The sequence below is a fragment of the Streptomyces alanosinicus genome (assembly GCF_014650595.1).
GTDB lineage: Bacteria > Actinomycetota > Actinomycetes > Streptomycetales > Streptomycetaceae > Streptomyces > Streptomyces alanosinicus.
This window is the reverse complement of record NZ_BMVG01000037.1, coordinates 34,867-49,927: the sequence shown is the minus strand read 5'-3', so window position 1 is coordinate 49,927 and position 15,061 is coordinate 34,867. Positions and strand designations below refer to the sequence as shown.

Below are 15,061 nucleotides of genomic sequence, written 5' to 3'. Positions count from 1 at the left end.
GTAGCCTGGGGCGATGCGAGACAGGGTGCCGGAAGCACTCGGCGGGGCGGCCCGGACTCTGAGGATCGGACGCTCGACCGCACGGCCGAGCTGCTGGGTGGGGCCGGTTTCGTCGTCGCCGCGCGCGTGGAGCAGGAGCCGGACGGCCGGGTGAAGAGAGGCCACGCCTGCCTTCTGGCCCGTAAGGCGGAAGCGTAATTCCTGAGGGTGGCGGGGTGGCGGCGGTGTCGCCCGCCACCCGGCCGGGGTATTCAGGAGCTCCTTCGGGTGGTTACCCGATGCACCCTCCCCGTCCTCAGCGTGCGGCAGCAGGCCTAGGCGGGCTCGAAGTGGTCGTTGGTCCGGCAGCCGAGGTTCTCGTACGTGTTGACCTTGGTGTCCGGATCGGTCTTCAGGAGGCGGTACTTGCAGGCTTCCTTGATGTAACTCCCCTTGATCCCGCCGGGGAAGTCGATCTCCTTGTTCCACAGGTACGGGGACTGATACCCGTTGAGGTGGGCGGTGGCGTTCACGTCGATGCCGCCCGGAGCCTCGATCTCGTAGACCCACCCTGTCTTCGCCGCACCGTATGTGGCGGACTTCTGCGCCACCCACTTCTCGCAACTCGTACTGACATGCGCGGTGTTCTGGCCGCCGCCCTTGACGATGTACTCGGCGAGCGGGGTGACCGTCTCGCCTCGCGGGGTGAAGCCTTCACCGAAGAGCTTCTGCACATTGTCCCGCGTGTCGCCCCGCCAGAGGGTATTGGTGTCGTCGCGCCACTGCCAGTTCTCGTCCGCCGCGGCATGCCGGACGGCCGGGGCGATGGACGGGGACGTGGTGGTGCGCCACCAGTCCGACGGGTGGAACAGGCCGACCGGCCCACAGGGTCCGGTGTCAGGGGCTTGCGCCCGCGCCGTCGTGGAGCGGTGGACGGTCGCGTCGGCGGGAGCGGCGACAGTCAGCGAGGCGGTGGCCAGGGATGTCGCGGCGAGGACACGCAGAGCGGTCTTCAACATCTTGGATCAGCCCATCTGTTGATCAGCAGGACGGATCATTTCTAACGGGCGCAGAACTCACATCGGAGGAATGGGCGCCGCGGTCACCCCCAAGAGGGAAACAGTCATACCGATCCTGTTCGGCCCGCCGGCCCCTCTGACGTAGGGCTTTGGGGGCCGGGCTCCATGACGGGGTGACCCTCGCCGGTCCACCCAGTACGGCCGTGAAGCCGACGGGTTCGCAGGATCTCGCAGTGGTTGGTGAGGGAACACGAAGGCCACTCCGGTCGATTATGGACCGCGGCACACGAGTTCCCCAGGCTGAGGAGTTCGCAGCCTATGGGGTGCCGTTAATGACCTTCCGGACGTGATGTCGTCGGGGCTGACAGCTGTCAGCCCCGACGACATCTGTCCTGTGCCGCTGAACCTTGCACTTTGCAGCTCTACCTTGCATCGGAGGTTGCGCAGGGCGGGTGTGTCCTGTAGCGGCTGGCCTTCCATAGGTCAGCCGCTCCTTGCGTCTGTATCTGCACAGATCACATGGATCTTGCATACGTGTGGCGTGGATCGTGGAATTAATGGCAATCGGCGGGGCGTCGGCTGGACACTTCGAGTGAATCCGCCACGAGCCGGGGACCCGGGGCTCCGGCCGACATGACCATGGTGTTCGTGACTTGGACCAGCAAGTCACCCGGAGTAATGGCACTGCCGCCTCCGGGCCGCATCAGCCGTTACGCCGCTCTTTCACCCCAGGAGGCCGCATGCTCCGCAAGGTTGTCGTATCCGCCGGGATCGCGTTTGGACTGGCGTTCGCCACTACGGTGCCCGCTGCCGCGATCGTCGGCGGATCCCCCGCCGCCACCGACACCGCGCCCTACCAGGTCTCCGTTCTTATGGAGGGCTGGGTTGGCAAGTCCCACGCCTGTGGCGGCTTCCTCATCGGTGCGAAGAGGGTGGTCACCAGTGCCCACTGCATCGCCGGCGCGACCGCCAGCAAGATTGAGGTCCGGTGGGGCGGCCTGGAGAAAGGCAAGCTGCCCCACAGCAGTGGAGTCAGCAAGGTCGTCGTCCATCCCGGCTGGAACGCGAACACCTTCGCCAACGACGTCGGAATTCTCCAGCTGTCGGGCTCGGCTTCGGAGACAGGCACCGTCCGCTTCGCCAAGCTCGCAAGCAGTGCCCCCGCCCCGGATACGCTCGCCACGGTCACCGGCTGGGGCAGGACCCAGGCAGATGATCCATCCCTCCCCAACGCCCTTCAGGAGACGCAACTGCCCATCCGCACCTTCGCCGCGTGCCAGGCCGCCTACCCCGGGCCGCAGACGGCCCCCACCAGCCCGGACCCGGTCCTGGGCTCCGGCATGCTGTGCGCGGGAAGCGACGACGGCGGTTCCGGCATCTGCACGCTCGACTCCGGCGATCCCCTGACGGCCGACGGAATGGTCGTCGGGATCGCCTCCTGGAGCCGCGGCTGCGGCGAACCTGGCTCGCCCTCCGTGTTCACGGACGTCGCCCAGGTCAAGTCCTGGGCCGAATCCCAGTAGACCGGCCCGAGCCGCCACGCCACGGTCGCCCCTGGCCTGTGTGCGGCGCTCGGTGATCATGCGCTCGACCGTGTCGCGGGCACTCGTGGCGGTCAGAATGCCGCGGACGATCTAAAGCGCGTTGCAGAAGGCCGTGATTTTGCAGGTCAGGGCCCGCTTACGGCTGTGCTGATCACGTAGCCAGGGCGAGGTTGTGCATGTGCGCGACTGCTTGCACGGCGTGATGGAGGCCTTCTCCGTGCTGTCGACAGTCGCGGAGGATCTTGTAGTGCTTCATGCGGGCGAAGGCATGCTCGACCCGTGCACGGACCCGGCGATGCTCCTTGTTGTCGGCTTCCTCGCCGGCCAGCAGCGCCCGGCCGGGTCGTTTGCGGTGCGGGACGACCAGGCCGGTGTTGATGTAGGCGCCGTCGCCGAGCACCGTGACCCCCTGGCACTGCTCCGGCAGGCCGGAGTTGCGCCAGACATGGGCGTCGGCCTTGTTGCCCGGGGCCGGACGGGCGGTGGCCACGACCAGGCGCGTGTCGGCGTCGATGATGACCTGCACGTTTGCCGAGAACCGGTAGTTGCGGCTCGAGGCGCCGACCGTACGGTCACGGACCGGGACCAGCGTGCCGTCCACGATCCACAGCCGGTCCGCAGCATCGACGGGGCGGGAGACCGGCCCGAGTGCGAGGAGCGGCCGCAGACGCTGGATGACCCTGCACACGGTGGCCGGCGAGACCCCGAACAGTGGCGCGAGCTGCCGCATGGTCAGGTTGGTCCGGTAGTAGACCGCCACCATCAGCACCCGATCGGCAAGCGGCAGACACCACGGCCGCCCGATCCGCGGCCCATCGCCACCCCGCTCCCGCACCACCTTCAGCAACCGCTCGAACTGCGCCATCCGCAGCCCCGTGAACGTCTCCACCCACAACGGCTCAGCCCTCAACACCCCACGCATACAAGGGAAATGCCCTGACCACGGCCTTCTGCAACGCGCTTTAGGCGCCTTCCTCGCGCATGTCCCAGTCGCTGATGAGGGCGGTCAGCTGGTGCCGCTGGGCGGGGGTGGCGTGCCGCCATGCCAGTGCCAACAGTGCGGTGTGTTTGCCCTGCCGGATGTCGTCCAGAGCGGGCTTGCCGGTGATCTCCGGGTCGCCGTACGTCCCCAGCAGGTCATCCCGCAGCTGGAAAGCCTCCCCCACGGGCAGGGCGTACGCACTCAGGTCCGCACGCAGTCGGGCGCTGCCACCGGCCAGGGCCGCGCCGATGTGCAGGGGGCGACCCGCAGGCGGGGGCTGGGCCGTTCGGGTGACTCGGTTGCTGATGATCGACAATGGATGCTGGTGCGGCTGTTGACTGGCTCTGGCCTTCGATCGTCCGAGGAGGACTCAAAGCGGCAGGCCGGGCTGACAACGCACCGTCAGCAAGCCGGGCGGGTCGCGCAGTTTAAACGGACCTCGTCCACGGTCAGGAGCGGCAAGCGCGGTGCAGGACCGGGTCCCCGCGCCATCGCACTGGTGCCGATCAGTCCGAAGGATGTCCATTATGGGTTCTGCCGCAGCCACACCGGTGCTCCCCGCATCCGGACCGCCCGGACTTCCACTCCTCGGGCATCTCCTCGCCTTCGGCCGCGACCCGCTGGCGTTCCTAGCCCAGCTGCGGGACGACCACGGCGACTTCGCCCGCTGGTCGCTCGGTCCACGCCGCAGCCTGTTCATCTCCCGGCCCGAGCACATCGCGGAGTTTCTGGGCGCGGTCGAGCGGACCTTCGAGATGGTCGACCTCAGCTGGATGCTCAGGCAGGTGGCCGGTGAGAGCGTGGTCCTCAGCCGCGGGGCCGACTGGCAACGCAAGCGTTCGCTCGTCCAGCCGGCGGTCCGCCCGCGCCAGGTCCGCGAGTACGCAGCCACCATGGTCGAGTGCGGCATCGCGCACGCCGATCGCTGGCGCGACGACCAGCGCATCGACGTCCTGGACGAGATGACCGCCCTCACCCAACGGATCGTCCTCCGCACACTCTTCGGCAGCGACCTCGGGGACCAGGGCCGGGTACTCGCAGCCGCCATGGCCATGGCTCAGCAGAAGATCGGCGCCGAGCTGCGCAGCGTCTCCCAGTTCCTGCCCGGATGGGTCCGCACGCCCGCCCGGCGGCGCCTGCTCAAGGCCGTCGCGACGATCGACGCCGAGGTGAACCAGCTGATCGCCGACCGGCTGGCCGGCACCGGCCCCGCGCCGGGCGATGACCTGCTCACTCGCCTCTTCGAGGCCCGCGACGAGCAGGGCTGTCCGCTGTCGCCCAAGGAAGTCCGGGACGAGGCCGTGACGTTCTGGGCCGCCGGCCACGAAACCACCTCCACCGCGCTGACCTGGACCTGGTACCTGCTCTCACGTTCCCCCGAGGCGCGCGGACGTCTGACCGAGGAACTCGCGCGGGTACTGGGCGGCCGCCCTCCCGTCTTCGACGACTACGAGCGGCTCGACTGGACCCGCCAGGTGGTCAAGGAGGCCCTGCGCCTCTACCCACCCGTCTGGGTCCTGCCCGCCACAGCCCGCCAGGGCGCGACGCTCGCAGGTGCCCCCGTCCCTGTGGGAACGACGGTCTGGTGCAGTCCGTGGACCACCCATCGCGATCCGCGCTGGTTCCCCGACCCGGAGGCCTTCCGCCCCCAGCGGTGGGACCCGGACGCGCAACCGGCGGTGCCCGAACACGCCTGGTTCCCCTTCGGCGGTGGACAACGGGCCTGCCTCGGTGCCCGGTTCGCCATGGTCGAGGCGACGCTGCTGTTGGCGACCCTCGCGCAGCGCTTCCACCTCCACCTCGACCCCGACGAGCCCGTCCCCCGACCGGGCCTCCTGCTCCAACCGGCCGAGCGACTGCAAGCGACGCTACGCATGCTGTAGAGCCCGGTGCGGGGTGCCAACGGCCTCAATCAGCTCCAGCCATGCCCTATCGCTGCGAACCCAAGTGCCCGCGGCCATCGTTCCGCTCACATTCATCGGGCGGGACTCGATGGTGAAACGAGCAAGAGCCCACTGGGCAGCGGAATGGACTTCGACCTGGTACAGCGAGGAAGCCACCAGCTCGTGGTAGCGGCTCGCGGCCACGTTCCCGATCACGGCCACAGCGGATCACCACCCACCCGCAAGACGAAGACGCGGCACTCGCCAACGACACAGGCTCCGCCCCGCCAGTACCAGTACCAGCACCGCCCGCGCCGACCAGCCCAGATCACCAGCAGCGACCGGAAGAAACCGCACCAAATGCATGATCCGCCCACCCGGCAGCAGGCTCAGCCCACACTCGATTCTTCAGCGACCGGAGCCGACCGGTACCCAACTCGCGTCACTCACAGTGGATTTGGGGCAACAGCGCGGTGGGTGGCGCACGGCCTCTGCAGGTTCTGCCCCGGCGGACCCACGCCCCGGGCCTTTCATGCTCACGCCGGCATCCCGGCCGCTACGGTCAGCGCCCTGGACGCGGTCAGCGTCCCGGCCACCACCGCCACGATCGTGGGATGGTGGTGGTTACGGAAGGCCAGCACCGCATCGTCCGGCGGTCGGGTCACCCCGTTGGGCAGCATCCCGTCCGCGCGCTGCGCCTGGGCCACCTGCTCCCACACCGCCGGGAAGAACATCGGCTCCTCCAGGCACATCCCGACCGCCAGCAACTCGCCCAGCAGATCCCACCCCCGCGTCTCCGCGAACACCTCCACCCAGGCAGGCAGCCAGGCTCGCAGATAGTGCTGCAACTTGCCCGGCAGTCGCCCGGGTTCGGCGGACCAATCGGTCAGATGGAAGACCGTGTGCGTGATGCCGTAGCCGTTGAAGGCGTCCAGCATCCACGGCTCCGGCATCCCCCCGAGCCAGGTCCGCCCAATCAGCTCCTCAAGGTCACTGTGGTCGGGCAGCCCAATCCTTCGCACTGCAGCAACCACGGCAAGTTGACGGTTGGGCACATGCTCGGGAACACGCGCCGCTCGCATCCCAACCAGGTGCTCCAGCAGCTGCTCCAGCCGCGCGTGCCGGTATCCGGTCGCCGCGAAGAAGGAGTAGATCTCCGTGCAGTGCGTCGCGGCGGGGGTGTGCCGCTGCAGTTCGTAGAGAACGTCGCCCTCGCGAAACTGCTGCCAGGCGAAGTCCATCAGGGACTGCGCCTTGCGAGCCTCTTCCGGGGCGGCCACCGCCTCCCGGATCACCATGCCCGCGGCGAGAGCGAGTTCACTCAGCGCCTTGAGGCTGGGCCCGTCGATCTCGTGCACCGGCAGGTCGGCATCGAGCGCGAAGCAGGAGCGCACGGACTCCAGCCAGTCGAGGGCGCGCGCACTGACCCGGTGCGGGATCTGCAGCGCGGCGGGGTCCACGTCCATCAGCGAACGACCTCCGGAAGGAAGCACCGGGCCAGCGCGGCCTCCATCAGGGTCCGCGGCTGGTCGACGGCGATGGCGTCGAGGTGGTCGAGGGCAGGGGCGAGCACCTGCCGGACGGCCGGCTCCGTCGCCGCGCCCCGGTCCTCGGCGGCGCTCAGCGCGAGCCAGCGGGCGAGTCGGGCGGCGCGTAGGTGGTCGCGACGGAGCAGGGCGTGGGTGACGCCCCGGGCCAGGTCAAGCCGGCGCTCTCGGGCCCCCGAACGCAGGGGGCTGTGCAGTTGGGGGAAGGCCAGCGAGGAGAGCTGCGAGAGCTCGACCGCCCAGGCAGCCCAATGCGTTGACGCTCCGTCATCAATCTCGGTGTGCGGATCGGCGCCCTCTGCGAGACCGATCCAGCCCCCCACGTCCACGCCCAGCCCGGCGAGGGTGTGGCTGAGCGCCCAGTCGCGCAGGCCCCACAGCCGGACCGTCTCCGGATCGTCGGCGGTCGGGGTCGGCGCGGGAAACGCCCGCACGGAGTCGCAGAGCAGGGCGATGTCGTCGCAGCCCAGTGCCGCGCCGCCCAGCACGAACGGCGCAAGCACATCGGCGCCCAGGACCCGTACCGCGCCGAGTCCGGCGACCACGTCGGGTCCGCCGGCGACGTGGTCATGGAGACAGAAGACGGTACCGCCCGCGCCCCCCAGAGCTCGGGCGACGCCGTCTGTCAGCTGCTGCGCAGCCGCCTCCACCGAGGCAGCGACCGTTGCATGGATCACCGGCAAGGTGTGACTTCTCCCCTGCTCAGAAGGCCCTGGCGCAAGAAAGGCTCTGCATCACACCTTCGAAGGCGTCCTCGAGGGGCTCCTTCTCGGTCGGGTTCGCGTCCAGCTGCGCATGCGCGGCGAGCAGCAGCATGGGGTTGCCCTGCGGGTCGGCGATGCCCAACGGTAGCGCCGTGGCCCGCTCGGGGGCCACCAGCTCGACGACGGCGGCGCGATACGCGCCCATGACTGTGGCTTCGGACAAAGACATGGCAATCACCTCATCGTGTACGGGAACACGTACACAACCAGTGTCGGAACACCGGACCCCCCTCGCTAGCGTCTGCACTCACCGCCCACCGAAAAGGTGACCCTCACCGAACACACATCCAGCGCGTCTTCGGGGTTTGGGGACCGGCCGGAAGGCGTCGGTTCAGCGCCTCAATTGCTGTTCCGTTGGTCCCCACGGCCGACGATCGTGCGTCCGGCGTACCAAGCCGACCGTGATCAATCTCAGCATCAACCGCTGTACCGAGTAGGCCGATTCCGGCCGCAGCGCATCTCCGGCCAGGCGCACAACAAAGCGACCTTGCAGCCAATCGCCGAGCGTCACAGATCACCGGTTCTGACACAGTTGCCGTATCCCTCCTTGTGACGCCTTGCCAGGCGTGAAAATTGGGTCGGCGGCTGTCCGTCGACGTCGGCAGAAACTTGGGGGAGCGATCCCGCGACACAGTCTGACGCCGGAGCCGGCCTGAGGGGCCATGCACTGTTGCCTTCGAGCACACCGTTCAGCTTTCCGACGTCCCCTCCCGCTCCACGGGCAGCCGCCGCCTGGCCCGGAAGAAGCGAGGTGAGCACGGTGCCGGAGCCGGAAGAACTCGGCCGGACCGAGGACATGGTGGAACGGGTCGCGGCGATCGACGTCGCGAAGGCGTCGGGGATGGTATGTATGCGCCTGCCCCACGACAGCCGTGCCGGGCGGCGGGGTGCAGGAGGTGTGGAACGTCCCGGCGACCACCGCCGCGATCCTGGAACTGGGCGACCGCCTGGTCTGCCAGGGCGTCACCAGGGTGGTCATGGAAGCAACCGGCACGTACTGGAAACCGTACTTCTTCCTCCTGGAAGCCCGCGGCCTGGACTGCTGGCTGGTCAACGCCCGCGACGTGAAGAACGTGCCGGGCCGGCCCAAGACCGACAAACTGGATGCGGTCTGGCTGGCCAAGCTCACCGAGCGCGGCATGCTCAGGCCCTCATTCGTGCCGCCGAAGCCGGTGCGGCAGCTGCGTGACCTGACCCGGCTGCGGACGGTCCTCAACCAGGAACGCGCCCGGCACAAGCAGCGCGTCGAGAAGGTCCTGGAGGACGCGCAGATCAAGCTGACCAGCGTGATCACCGACCTGTTCGGCGTCTCGGGCCGGTTAATGCTCGCCGCACTCATCGCCGGCGAACACAACCCGCACACCCTGGCCGACCTCGCCCGCGGCAACCTGGTCCGCAAGAAGACCGCCCTCGCCGAGGCCCTGAACGGGAAGTTCGAGGACCACCACGGTTTCCTCTGCCAGACCCTGCTCGACAGCATCGACCATCTCACCGCCCAGATCGCCCGGCTCACCGAACAGATCACTACCGTCGTCCGCGACCTGCCCGGCCCGGAAGGAACCTCAGCCTTACGTCCGGGACCGTCGCTGGTCGAACGCCTCGACGCGATCCCCGGTGTCGGGATCACAACGGCCCACGTCCTGTTGGCCGAACTCGGCCCGGACATGGGAGTGTTCCCCACCGCCGACCACCTCGCCAGCTGGGCCAAGCTCACCCCGCGCACCACCCAGTCCGGCGCCAAGCGCGGCGCGAGCCCCACCGGCCGGGGCAACCCCTGGCTCAAGGGCGCCCTCGGTGAGGCCGCCACCGCCGCCTCACGCACCGACACCTTCCTCGGCGCCCGCTACAGACGCATCGTCAAACGCCGCGGCCGCAAGAAGGCCCTGGTCGCCGTCGCCCGCTCGATCCTCGTCATCGCCTGGCACCTGATCAACGACCCCGACACCGAATACAGCGACCTCGGCTCCGACTACCACCAGCGCCTCATCGACCCGAACCGCCGCACCCGCGACCTGGTCCGCCAGCTCAAGGCCCTCGGCCACGACGTCGCCCTCACCCCCGCCACAGCCTGAACCGCAGCACACCCAAGCTCTGGCCAAAGAACGCATCAGCATGCCCGTAACCTGGGGAATTTTCCGTTCAGCTTCTCAGGGATGAACGAGGGCCTGCCTGTCTCTCCGACCGTGATCAAAGGCGCAGCTCTACCGCCGAATCCACTATCGGCGGCATAGCTCGTGGGCGCTCGCCGTCGCGCTGGAGGGCGAAGTCAGCTACCGCCGAGTTGGTCGACCAGAGGGACGAGGGATGTGAAGGCGGCCTGTATCCGAGCGGCACGTCGATGAGGACACCGTGTTGGCTGCGGTGCCCGTCAGCTCCCAGGGCGGCCGGCTTCATGGCCTCCCGTCGGACTCGCGAGGGGACTCTGGGCGGGGATGTCGGAGTGAAGCGGGTCGAGGCGGGCCGCGCGGAGTTCCTCCCGGGTTCGCGAGCGCTGGATCTTGCCGCTGGTGGTTCGGGGCACGCTCATCGGTCCGACGATGACGACGTGGACAGCGAGCCGAAGTTCTTGGGCGAGGCGTTTTCTGATGAGTTCAGCGAGGCCCGCGGGAGCGCGGCCGTTGAGGTGGAGGGGGCGGATCTCCTGGACCAGGACGATGTGTTCGCGGCCGGTGGCGTCGGGCAGGGCGAAGGCGGCGCAGGGGCCGGTTGCGGGGTCGGTCGTTTCGCTGATGCGTTCGATGTCTTGGGGGTGGATGTTGCGGCCGTTGACGATGATCAGGTCCTTGGCGCGGCCGGTGACGTACAGTTCGCCGTCCTGGAGGAAGCCGAGGTCTCCGGTGCGCAGGTACGGGCCGTCGCCGTCGGCGGTGCGGGCGGCGAAGTGTTCGGCGGTGGCTTGTGGGTTGCCGAGGTAGCCGGGGGCGACACTGGGGCCGCGTGCCCAGATCTCGCCGATCTGCCCGTCTTTGACGGGATGTGAGTTGGCCGGGTCGACGATCCTGATGTCCATTCCGGCGGGTCGGCCGCTTGCGACGAGTTCGATGCCGTCCGGTGCGGGCACGGCTGCACCTGCTTCCAGGGCGTCCCGGTCGAAGCGTCTCATGGTCGGTCCCTGGCCGCAGGGGGTGCCGGTGACCATGAGGGTGGCTTCGGCCAGGCCGTAGCTGGGGGCCCAGATGTCCGGGCGGAAGCCGATGGGGGCGAGTCTGCGAGCGACCGCGTTCAGGGTCTCGGCGCGGACGGGTTCGGCGCCGCTCAGCGCGAACCGCAGGCTGCCCAAGTCCAGATCTGATTCCAGTTCGGTGAGTTGCCCGGCTTTGAGGCTTCGCAGCAGCCAGTCGTAGCCGAAATTCGGGGCGAACGTGTAGAAGGCCCGGTACCGGCTGATCATCTGGAGCCACAGCAGCGGGTGGGCGATGAAGGACACCGGGGAGCAAAAGACGAGGTTGCCATAGCAGGCGAGTGGGCTGAGCAGCATGCCGACCAGGCCCATGTCGTGGTAGTGCGGGAGCCATCCGGCGCCGGGCGGCGACGGGTCGTGGCGCAGCTCGTCCAGGATCTCCTCGGTGAGCAGTTTCTCTCTGATTGACAGCAGGTTGTGCAGCAGGTTGCGGTGGCTGATGACGACGCCGCGCGGCTCGCTGGTCGATCCCGAGGTGTACTGGACGTAGGCGGCGGCGGAGAGGTGCAGCGAGAACGGGGACCAGGTGTCCGGGGCCGGCGGGACGGTCCCGTCGGTCGCGACGCACTCGGCCCGCCGTTCCGGGCTGAGACCATCCAGCCAGGAGCCGAGTGCCGGCTGGTGTGCGGTGTCGCTGAGGATCAGGCCGACGTCGGCGTCGCGGATGATGCCCTCGGCGCGTTGCAGGGCGCGCCGGTCGGTGTCCGGCAGCGGGGCGGGGATGGCGATCCGCCCGGCGTACAGGCAGCCGAGGAAGGCCGTGAAGAACTCCAGGCCCGCCGGGTACATCAGCATGACGTGCGCGCCGGGCGGCGTGTGGTCGGTGAGCCAGGCTCCCACCGCGCGGGCTCGTGCGTCGAGCTGGGCGTATCCGAGGCGTTCCACCTCGACGAGCTCGCCGCGGACACTGTCCACGCGCGCGTACCAGCGGGTGTCGCCGAGAATCCACATCTTCTCGCGCAGGAACCGGACGAGTTCACTCACCGCCGGCTCCGATCTGCCCGGCCAGGGCGTGTTCTACATGGTTGAGGACGGCGCCGACAGTGTGCAGTTCCCAGGCGACCTCGTCGGGGATGCGCACGCCGAACCGCTCCTCGGCGACGACGGTCATCCGCACCAGGACCAGGGAGTCCAGCCCGAGGTCGGCGATGAACGCGGTCTGTTCGTCGACGTGTTCGGGGTCGACGTCGCCGAACTCGGCGAGCATGGCCTTGAGTTCGGCGAGGATGTCGGCCCGGTTCACCGCGCCGCCTCCTTCCGCGTGGCGTCCCAGGCGACGGGCAGGACGCTGAGTCCGCGTTCGAACATGCTGGGCCGCCACCGTGGCGTGCCGTCCAGGCGCAGTCCGGGCAGTCGGCGCAGGACGCCGGTGACGGCGGCCTCGGCCGTCATCCGGCCGATGTGGGCGCCGAGGCAGTAGTGGGCGCCGTGGCCGAAGGCGAGGTGACCGGGTGTCGGGCGGCGCAGGTCGAGGCGGTCGGGCTCGGGGAAGCGGGCGGGGTCCCGGTTGGCCGCGCCGATGCACAGGAACAGGGACTCGTTCGCCGGGACGGTCACGTCGCCGAACTCCACCGGTTTGAGGGTGCCCCGCCAGCTGGTGAAGGGCAGGGGGCTTTCGTGGCGCAGCAGTTCGCCGACGGCAGTGGCGATCAGGGACGGGTCGTCGCGGAGCGCGGTGAGCTGGCCGGGGTGGGTGAGCAGGGCGTGCAGGCTGTTGCCGACGCTGTTGATGCTGGGGTCCTGGCCGGCCACGAGCATCATCATCACCTGGCCGTGCAGTTCGTCTTCGCTGAGCAGGCCGTCCTCGTCCCGGGCCCGGACCAGCAGCGAGATCAGGTCGTCGCCGGGGGCGCGCCGCTTCTCGGCGACGGCCGCCCGTACGAACGCGTCGACCTCGTGGGCGAGCGCCGCCACGTAGGGCACGTCGTTGTTCCACTCTGCGGTACGCCAGATCATCGCCCGCAGGTGGTTCATCTGCGGCGGAGTGGCGCCGAGCACGGAGAACAGGACGTTGCCGCCGAGCGGATAGGCGACGGCCGCCATGAGGTCGCCGCGGCCGCGGTCCACGATCTGGTCGATGCGGTTGTCGACGAGGCGCTGTACCCGCGAGCGCCACTGCTCCTGCCGGGCGGGTGTGAAGAACGGCTGCATGATGCGGCGCAGTTCGCCGTGACGCGGGTCGTCGCTGTCCAGCAGGTGCACGAAGAGCCGCTCGCGCAGTTCGGACGGCCAGTGCCTAAGCCACATGACGCCCGCGGGGATGCGCTTGCTGTTGCAGGTCACGCGCGGGTCGGTGTGTGCTTTGCGGACGTCGTCGTAGCGGGTCAGCAGCCAGCCCGGACCGTCCGGGCTGACGATCCGGCTGACCGGCCGGTGCTCGCGCAGCCAGTGCAGCGTCGGGTAGGGGTCGTGCTGGAACGCCTCGGTGAACGGGGCGGGCAGTCCGCCGGGCAGCTGATCGGGGGGCCAGCCCGGCGGGTATTCCCGGACCGCCTCGACCCGGGGCCTTGGCTGCGCGGGGACGTACGGGCTGGGGTCCTCGGCCGGTGACGGAGCGTCCTGCGCGATGGACACGCCTTGGAGCCGGCTGGTGCGCAGCATCGGGTAGTTGAGCTCAGCGAACCGGTCGCCGCTCAGGCCCGGGCCACCGTGATTGGACAGGTAGGGCACCCCGGCGAGGTGGGAGTCGTTCACCCGAAGCTGGCCGCAGGAGCGGACGTCGCGGATGAACCGGTCGATGACCTCCGGGGTCCGTGTCCACAGCGAGTTGCGCAGGCCGTAGGCGCCGGAGGCGATGAACGACAGCATCTCGGTCAGAAGTTCGCCGTCGGGGGCCGGGTGGGGGACCGCCAGAGTGAGCAGTGGGAAGAATGTCTCGTACCGCACCGAGCGGAGCTTGCGGGCGAAGGACAGCCCGTCGGCCCGGACGAGCGCCGGCTCCGCGAACACGGCGACGTCGCTGTCTTGGCCGTGGACGTCCAGGTGACGTCCGCCGGTCAGGACCTGGGCGCCCGCCCGCCGGGCGTCGGCGAGCGTGGCGTCGTATCCGGCGGTGTGGGGCGTGGCGGCCAGCATCACCCCCGGGTCGTCCGGGAAGCCGGGCCGCAGCGCCCGGACCCGCTCGCACAGCCGGTCGGTGAGCGAGTCGGCGATCTCGGGATGGACGAGCGCGATGTTGGGCGCGCAGCAGATCTGGCCGCTGCCGTGGTACGACTCCAGCAGCGTCTCGACCGCCTGGTCGAGCGGCGCGTCACGCCACAAGACGACCATGTCGTTGCCGCCGAGTTCCAGGATCGGCCTCTTGCCCGCTGCCAGGCACGCCTTCTCGAGTTGCTCGCCGCGGATCGAGTCGCCGAAGTACAGCACGTCGTCCACCAACGGGCTTTCCAGCCAGGTGTCCAGCGCCTGCGTCGGGTCCGTGCACAGCGCCGACAGGACGCCGGGCGGAGCGCCTGCTTCGGCGAGCGCGGGCACGGCGACCCGCTCCAGCAGATACATGGCGGCGATCGGCGAGTGCCGGGACAGCCGCACCACCAGTGCATTGCCGGCCAGTACGGACTGGAAGGCCGCGCCGACACTGAGCGCCGGCGTGTTCTGCGGCGGCTGAACGCACACCACGCCGTCCGGCACCCGGCGCAACGACACCGCCCGGCCGTCGGCGGTGTGCTGTGTCTCCATCTGCCGCAGACACCATTCGGTGGTCTCCGGCCCGAAGAAGGTGAGCAGGTTGGCAACCTCCATCCGGGCCAGCCGTACCGGATGTCCCTCCTCGACCAGGAGCCCGGTCAACGCGTCGGCGTGCTCCCGCAGCCGCGTCCGGAACGCCTCGGCGAGGGACGCACGCCGACCGGGGGCGCTGCCACCCCACTCGGCGGTCGCCTGCCGCGCGGTGCGCAGCGCGGCCTGCATGTCCTCAGGCCCGGCGAGGGCGCAGCGCCCCAGGATCGTCTCGGGATGGGCGTCGGGGCCCATGCGTCCGGCGTTCAGCGCGTTGCGGTAGCAGGTGGCGCCGATGGGATCATCGATCAGTGCGCTCGCGCGGATCGCGTGGACCCACTCGGTCCGGTCGGCGACGGTGGCGCCGCCGATGAGCGGCCCGAAGCTGAGGAAGCCCTCTGCGTCCTCCACCGCCGGGCCATCGGATTCCTGACAGGTCACCATG

At 69.4% G+C, this 15,061-nt stretch carries 12 protein-coding genes; 3 read left to right on the top strand and 9 right to left on the bottom strand.

Going from position 1 to position 15,061, the window contains the following annotated elements; translation table 11 throughout:
* Positions 1–314: 314 nt before the first annotated feature.
* Complete coding sequence (locus tag IE277_RS38320; protein ID WP_189958363.1) at positions 315–998, bottom strand: scabin-related ADP-ribosyltransferase; 684 nt, start codon at positions 996–998, stop codon at positions 315–317.
* 740 nt (positions 999–1,738) lie between these two features.
* Here IE277_RS38320 and IE277_RS38315 point away from each other — a divergent pair.
* Positions 1,739–2,521 carry a S1 family serine peptidase gene (locus IE277_RS38315; protein WP_189958362.1) on the top strand — a complete coding sequence of 261 codons (783 nt, stop codon included), beginning with the start codon at positions 1,739–1,741 and terminating at the stop codon, positions 2,519–2,521.
* A 172-nt stretch (positions 2,522–2,693) separates the two neighbouring features.
* On the opposite strand, the gene IE277_RS38310 is transcribed toward IE277_RS38315, so the two are convergent.
* Together IE277_RS38310 and IE277_RS38305 are read right to left on the bottom strand one after the other, a co-directional pair.
* Complete coding sequence (locus IE277_RS38310) at positions 2,694–3,464, bottom strand: transposase family protein (protein WP_189958361.1); 771 nt, start codon at positions 3,462–3,464, stop codon at positions 2,694–2,696.
* 40 nt (positions 3,465–3,504) lie between these two features.
* Complete coding sequence (locus tag IE277_RS38305) at positions 3,505–3,840, bottom strand: polyprenyl synthetase family protein (protein ID WP_189958360.1); 336 nt, start codon at positions 3,838–3,840, stop codon at positions 3,505–3,507.
* A 211-nt stretch (positions 3,841–4,051) separates the two neighbouring features.
* Between IE277_RS38305 and IE277_RS38300 the strand changes: the two genes are divergently transcribed.
* A complete protein-coding gene (locus IE277_RS38300; protein ID WP_229882276.1) occupies positions 4,052–5,407 on the top strand; it encodes a cytochrome P450 in 1,356 nt (451 codons plus the stop codon).
* 536 nt (positions 5,408–5,943) lie between these two features.
* Here IE277_RS38300 and IE277_RS38295 read toward each other — a convergent pair.
* Genes IE277_RS38295 through IE277_RS38285 form a run of 3 tightly spaced genes read right to left on the bottom strand, consistent with a single transcriptional unit; the run spans position 5,944 to position 7,887 of the window.
* Positions 5,944–6,873 (bottom strand): DUF6895 family protein, encoded by a 930-nt coding sequence (locus IE277_RS38295; protein WP_229882275.1) that lies wholly within the window; start codon positions 6,871–6,873, stop codon positions 5,944–5,946.
* Entirely contained in the window at positions 6,873–7,631 is a 759-nt protein-coding gene (locus tag IE277_RS38290) for a hypothetical protein (protein WP_189958358.1), read from the bottom strand. Before IE277_RS38290 ends, IE277_RS38295 begins: the two co-directional genes overlap by 1 nt.
* Positions 7,632–7,656: 25 nt before the next feature.
* Positions 7,657–7,887 (bottom strand): hypothetical protein, encoded by a 231-nt coding sequence (locus IE277_RS38285; protein ID WP_189958357.1) that lies wholly within the window; start codon positions 7,885–7,887, stop codon positions 7,657–7,659.
* Between the two features lie 727 nt (positions 7,888–8,614).
* Between IE277_RS38285 and IE277_RS38280 the strand changes: the two genes are divergently transcribed.
* The gene (locus IE277_RS38280; protein WP_229882274.1) at positions 8,615–9,790 is read left to right on the top strand and encodes an IS110 family RNA-guided transposase; all 1,176 of its coding nucleotides are present in this window, start codon (positions 8,615–8,617) and stop codon (positions 9,788–9,790) included.
* 296 nt (positions 9,791–10,086) lie between these two features.
* Here the strand turns inward: IE277_RS38280 and IE277_RS38275 are convergent, their stop codons facing one another.
* Genes IE277_RS38275 through IE277_RS38265 form a run of 3 tightly spaced genes read right to left on the bottom strand, consistent with a single transcriptional unit; the run spans position 10,087 to position 15,060 of the window.
* Positions 10,087–11,883 (bottom strand): fatty acyl-AMP ligase, encoded by a 1,797-nt coding sequence (locus tag IE277_RS38275; RefSeq protein WP_189958356.1) that lies wholly within the window; start codon positions 11,881–11,883, stop codon positions 10,087–10,089.
* Positions 11,876–12,142, bottom strand: a complete 267-nt coding sequence (locus IE277_RS38270; protein ID WP_189958355.1) for an acyl carrier protein — start codon at positions 12,140–12,142, stop codon at positions 11,876–11,878. Before IE277_RS38270 ends, IE277_RS38275 begins: the two co-directional genes overlap by 8 nt.
* Positions 12,139–15,060 carry an aldehyde dehydrogenase family protein gene (locus IE277_RS38265; RefSeq protein ID WP_189958354.1) on the bottom strand — a complete coding sequence of 974 codons (2,922 nt, stop codon included), beginning with the start codon at positions 15,058–15,060 and terminating at the stop codon, positions 12,139–12,141. Before IE277_RS38265 ends, IE277_RS38270 begins: the two co-directional genes overlap by 4 nt.
* Between the last annotated feature and the right edge of the window lies 1 nt (position 15,061).

Excerpts from the sequence above, each read along its gene's own strand:
- IE277_RS38295 (WP_229882275.1), bottom strand. The coding sequence starts at position 6,873 with ATGGACGTGGACCCCGCCGCGCTGCAGATCCCGCACCGGGTCAGTGCG.
- IE277_RS38320 (WP_189958363.1), bottom strand. The coding sequence starts at position 998 with ATGTTGAAGACCGCTCTGCGTGTCCTCGCCGCGACATCCCTGGCCACC.
- IE277_RS38310 (WP_189958361.1), bottom strand. The coding sequence starts at position 3,464 with ATGCGTGGGGTGTTGAGGGCTGAGCCGTTGTGGGTGGAGACGTTCACG.
- IE277_RS38265 (WP_189958354.1), bottom strand. The coding sequence starts at position 15,060 with ATGGTGACCTGTCAGGAATCCGATGGCCCGGCGGTGGAGGACGCAGAG.
- IE277_RS38285 (WP_189958357.1), bottom strand. The coding sequence starts at position 7,887 with ATGTCTTTGTCCGAAGCCACAGTCATGGGCGCGTATCGCGCCGCCGTC.
- IE277_RS38315 (WP_189958362.1), top strand. The coding sequence starts at position 1,739 with ATGCTCCGCAAGGTTGTCGTATCCGCCGGGATCGCGTTTGGACTGGCG.
- IE277_RS38300 (WP_229882276.1), top strand. The coding sequence starts at position 4,052 with ATGGGTTCTGCCGCAGCCACACCGGTGCTCCCCGCATCCGGACCGCCC.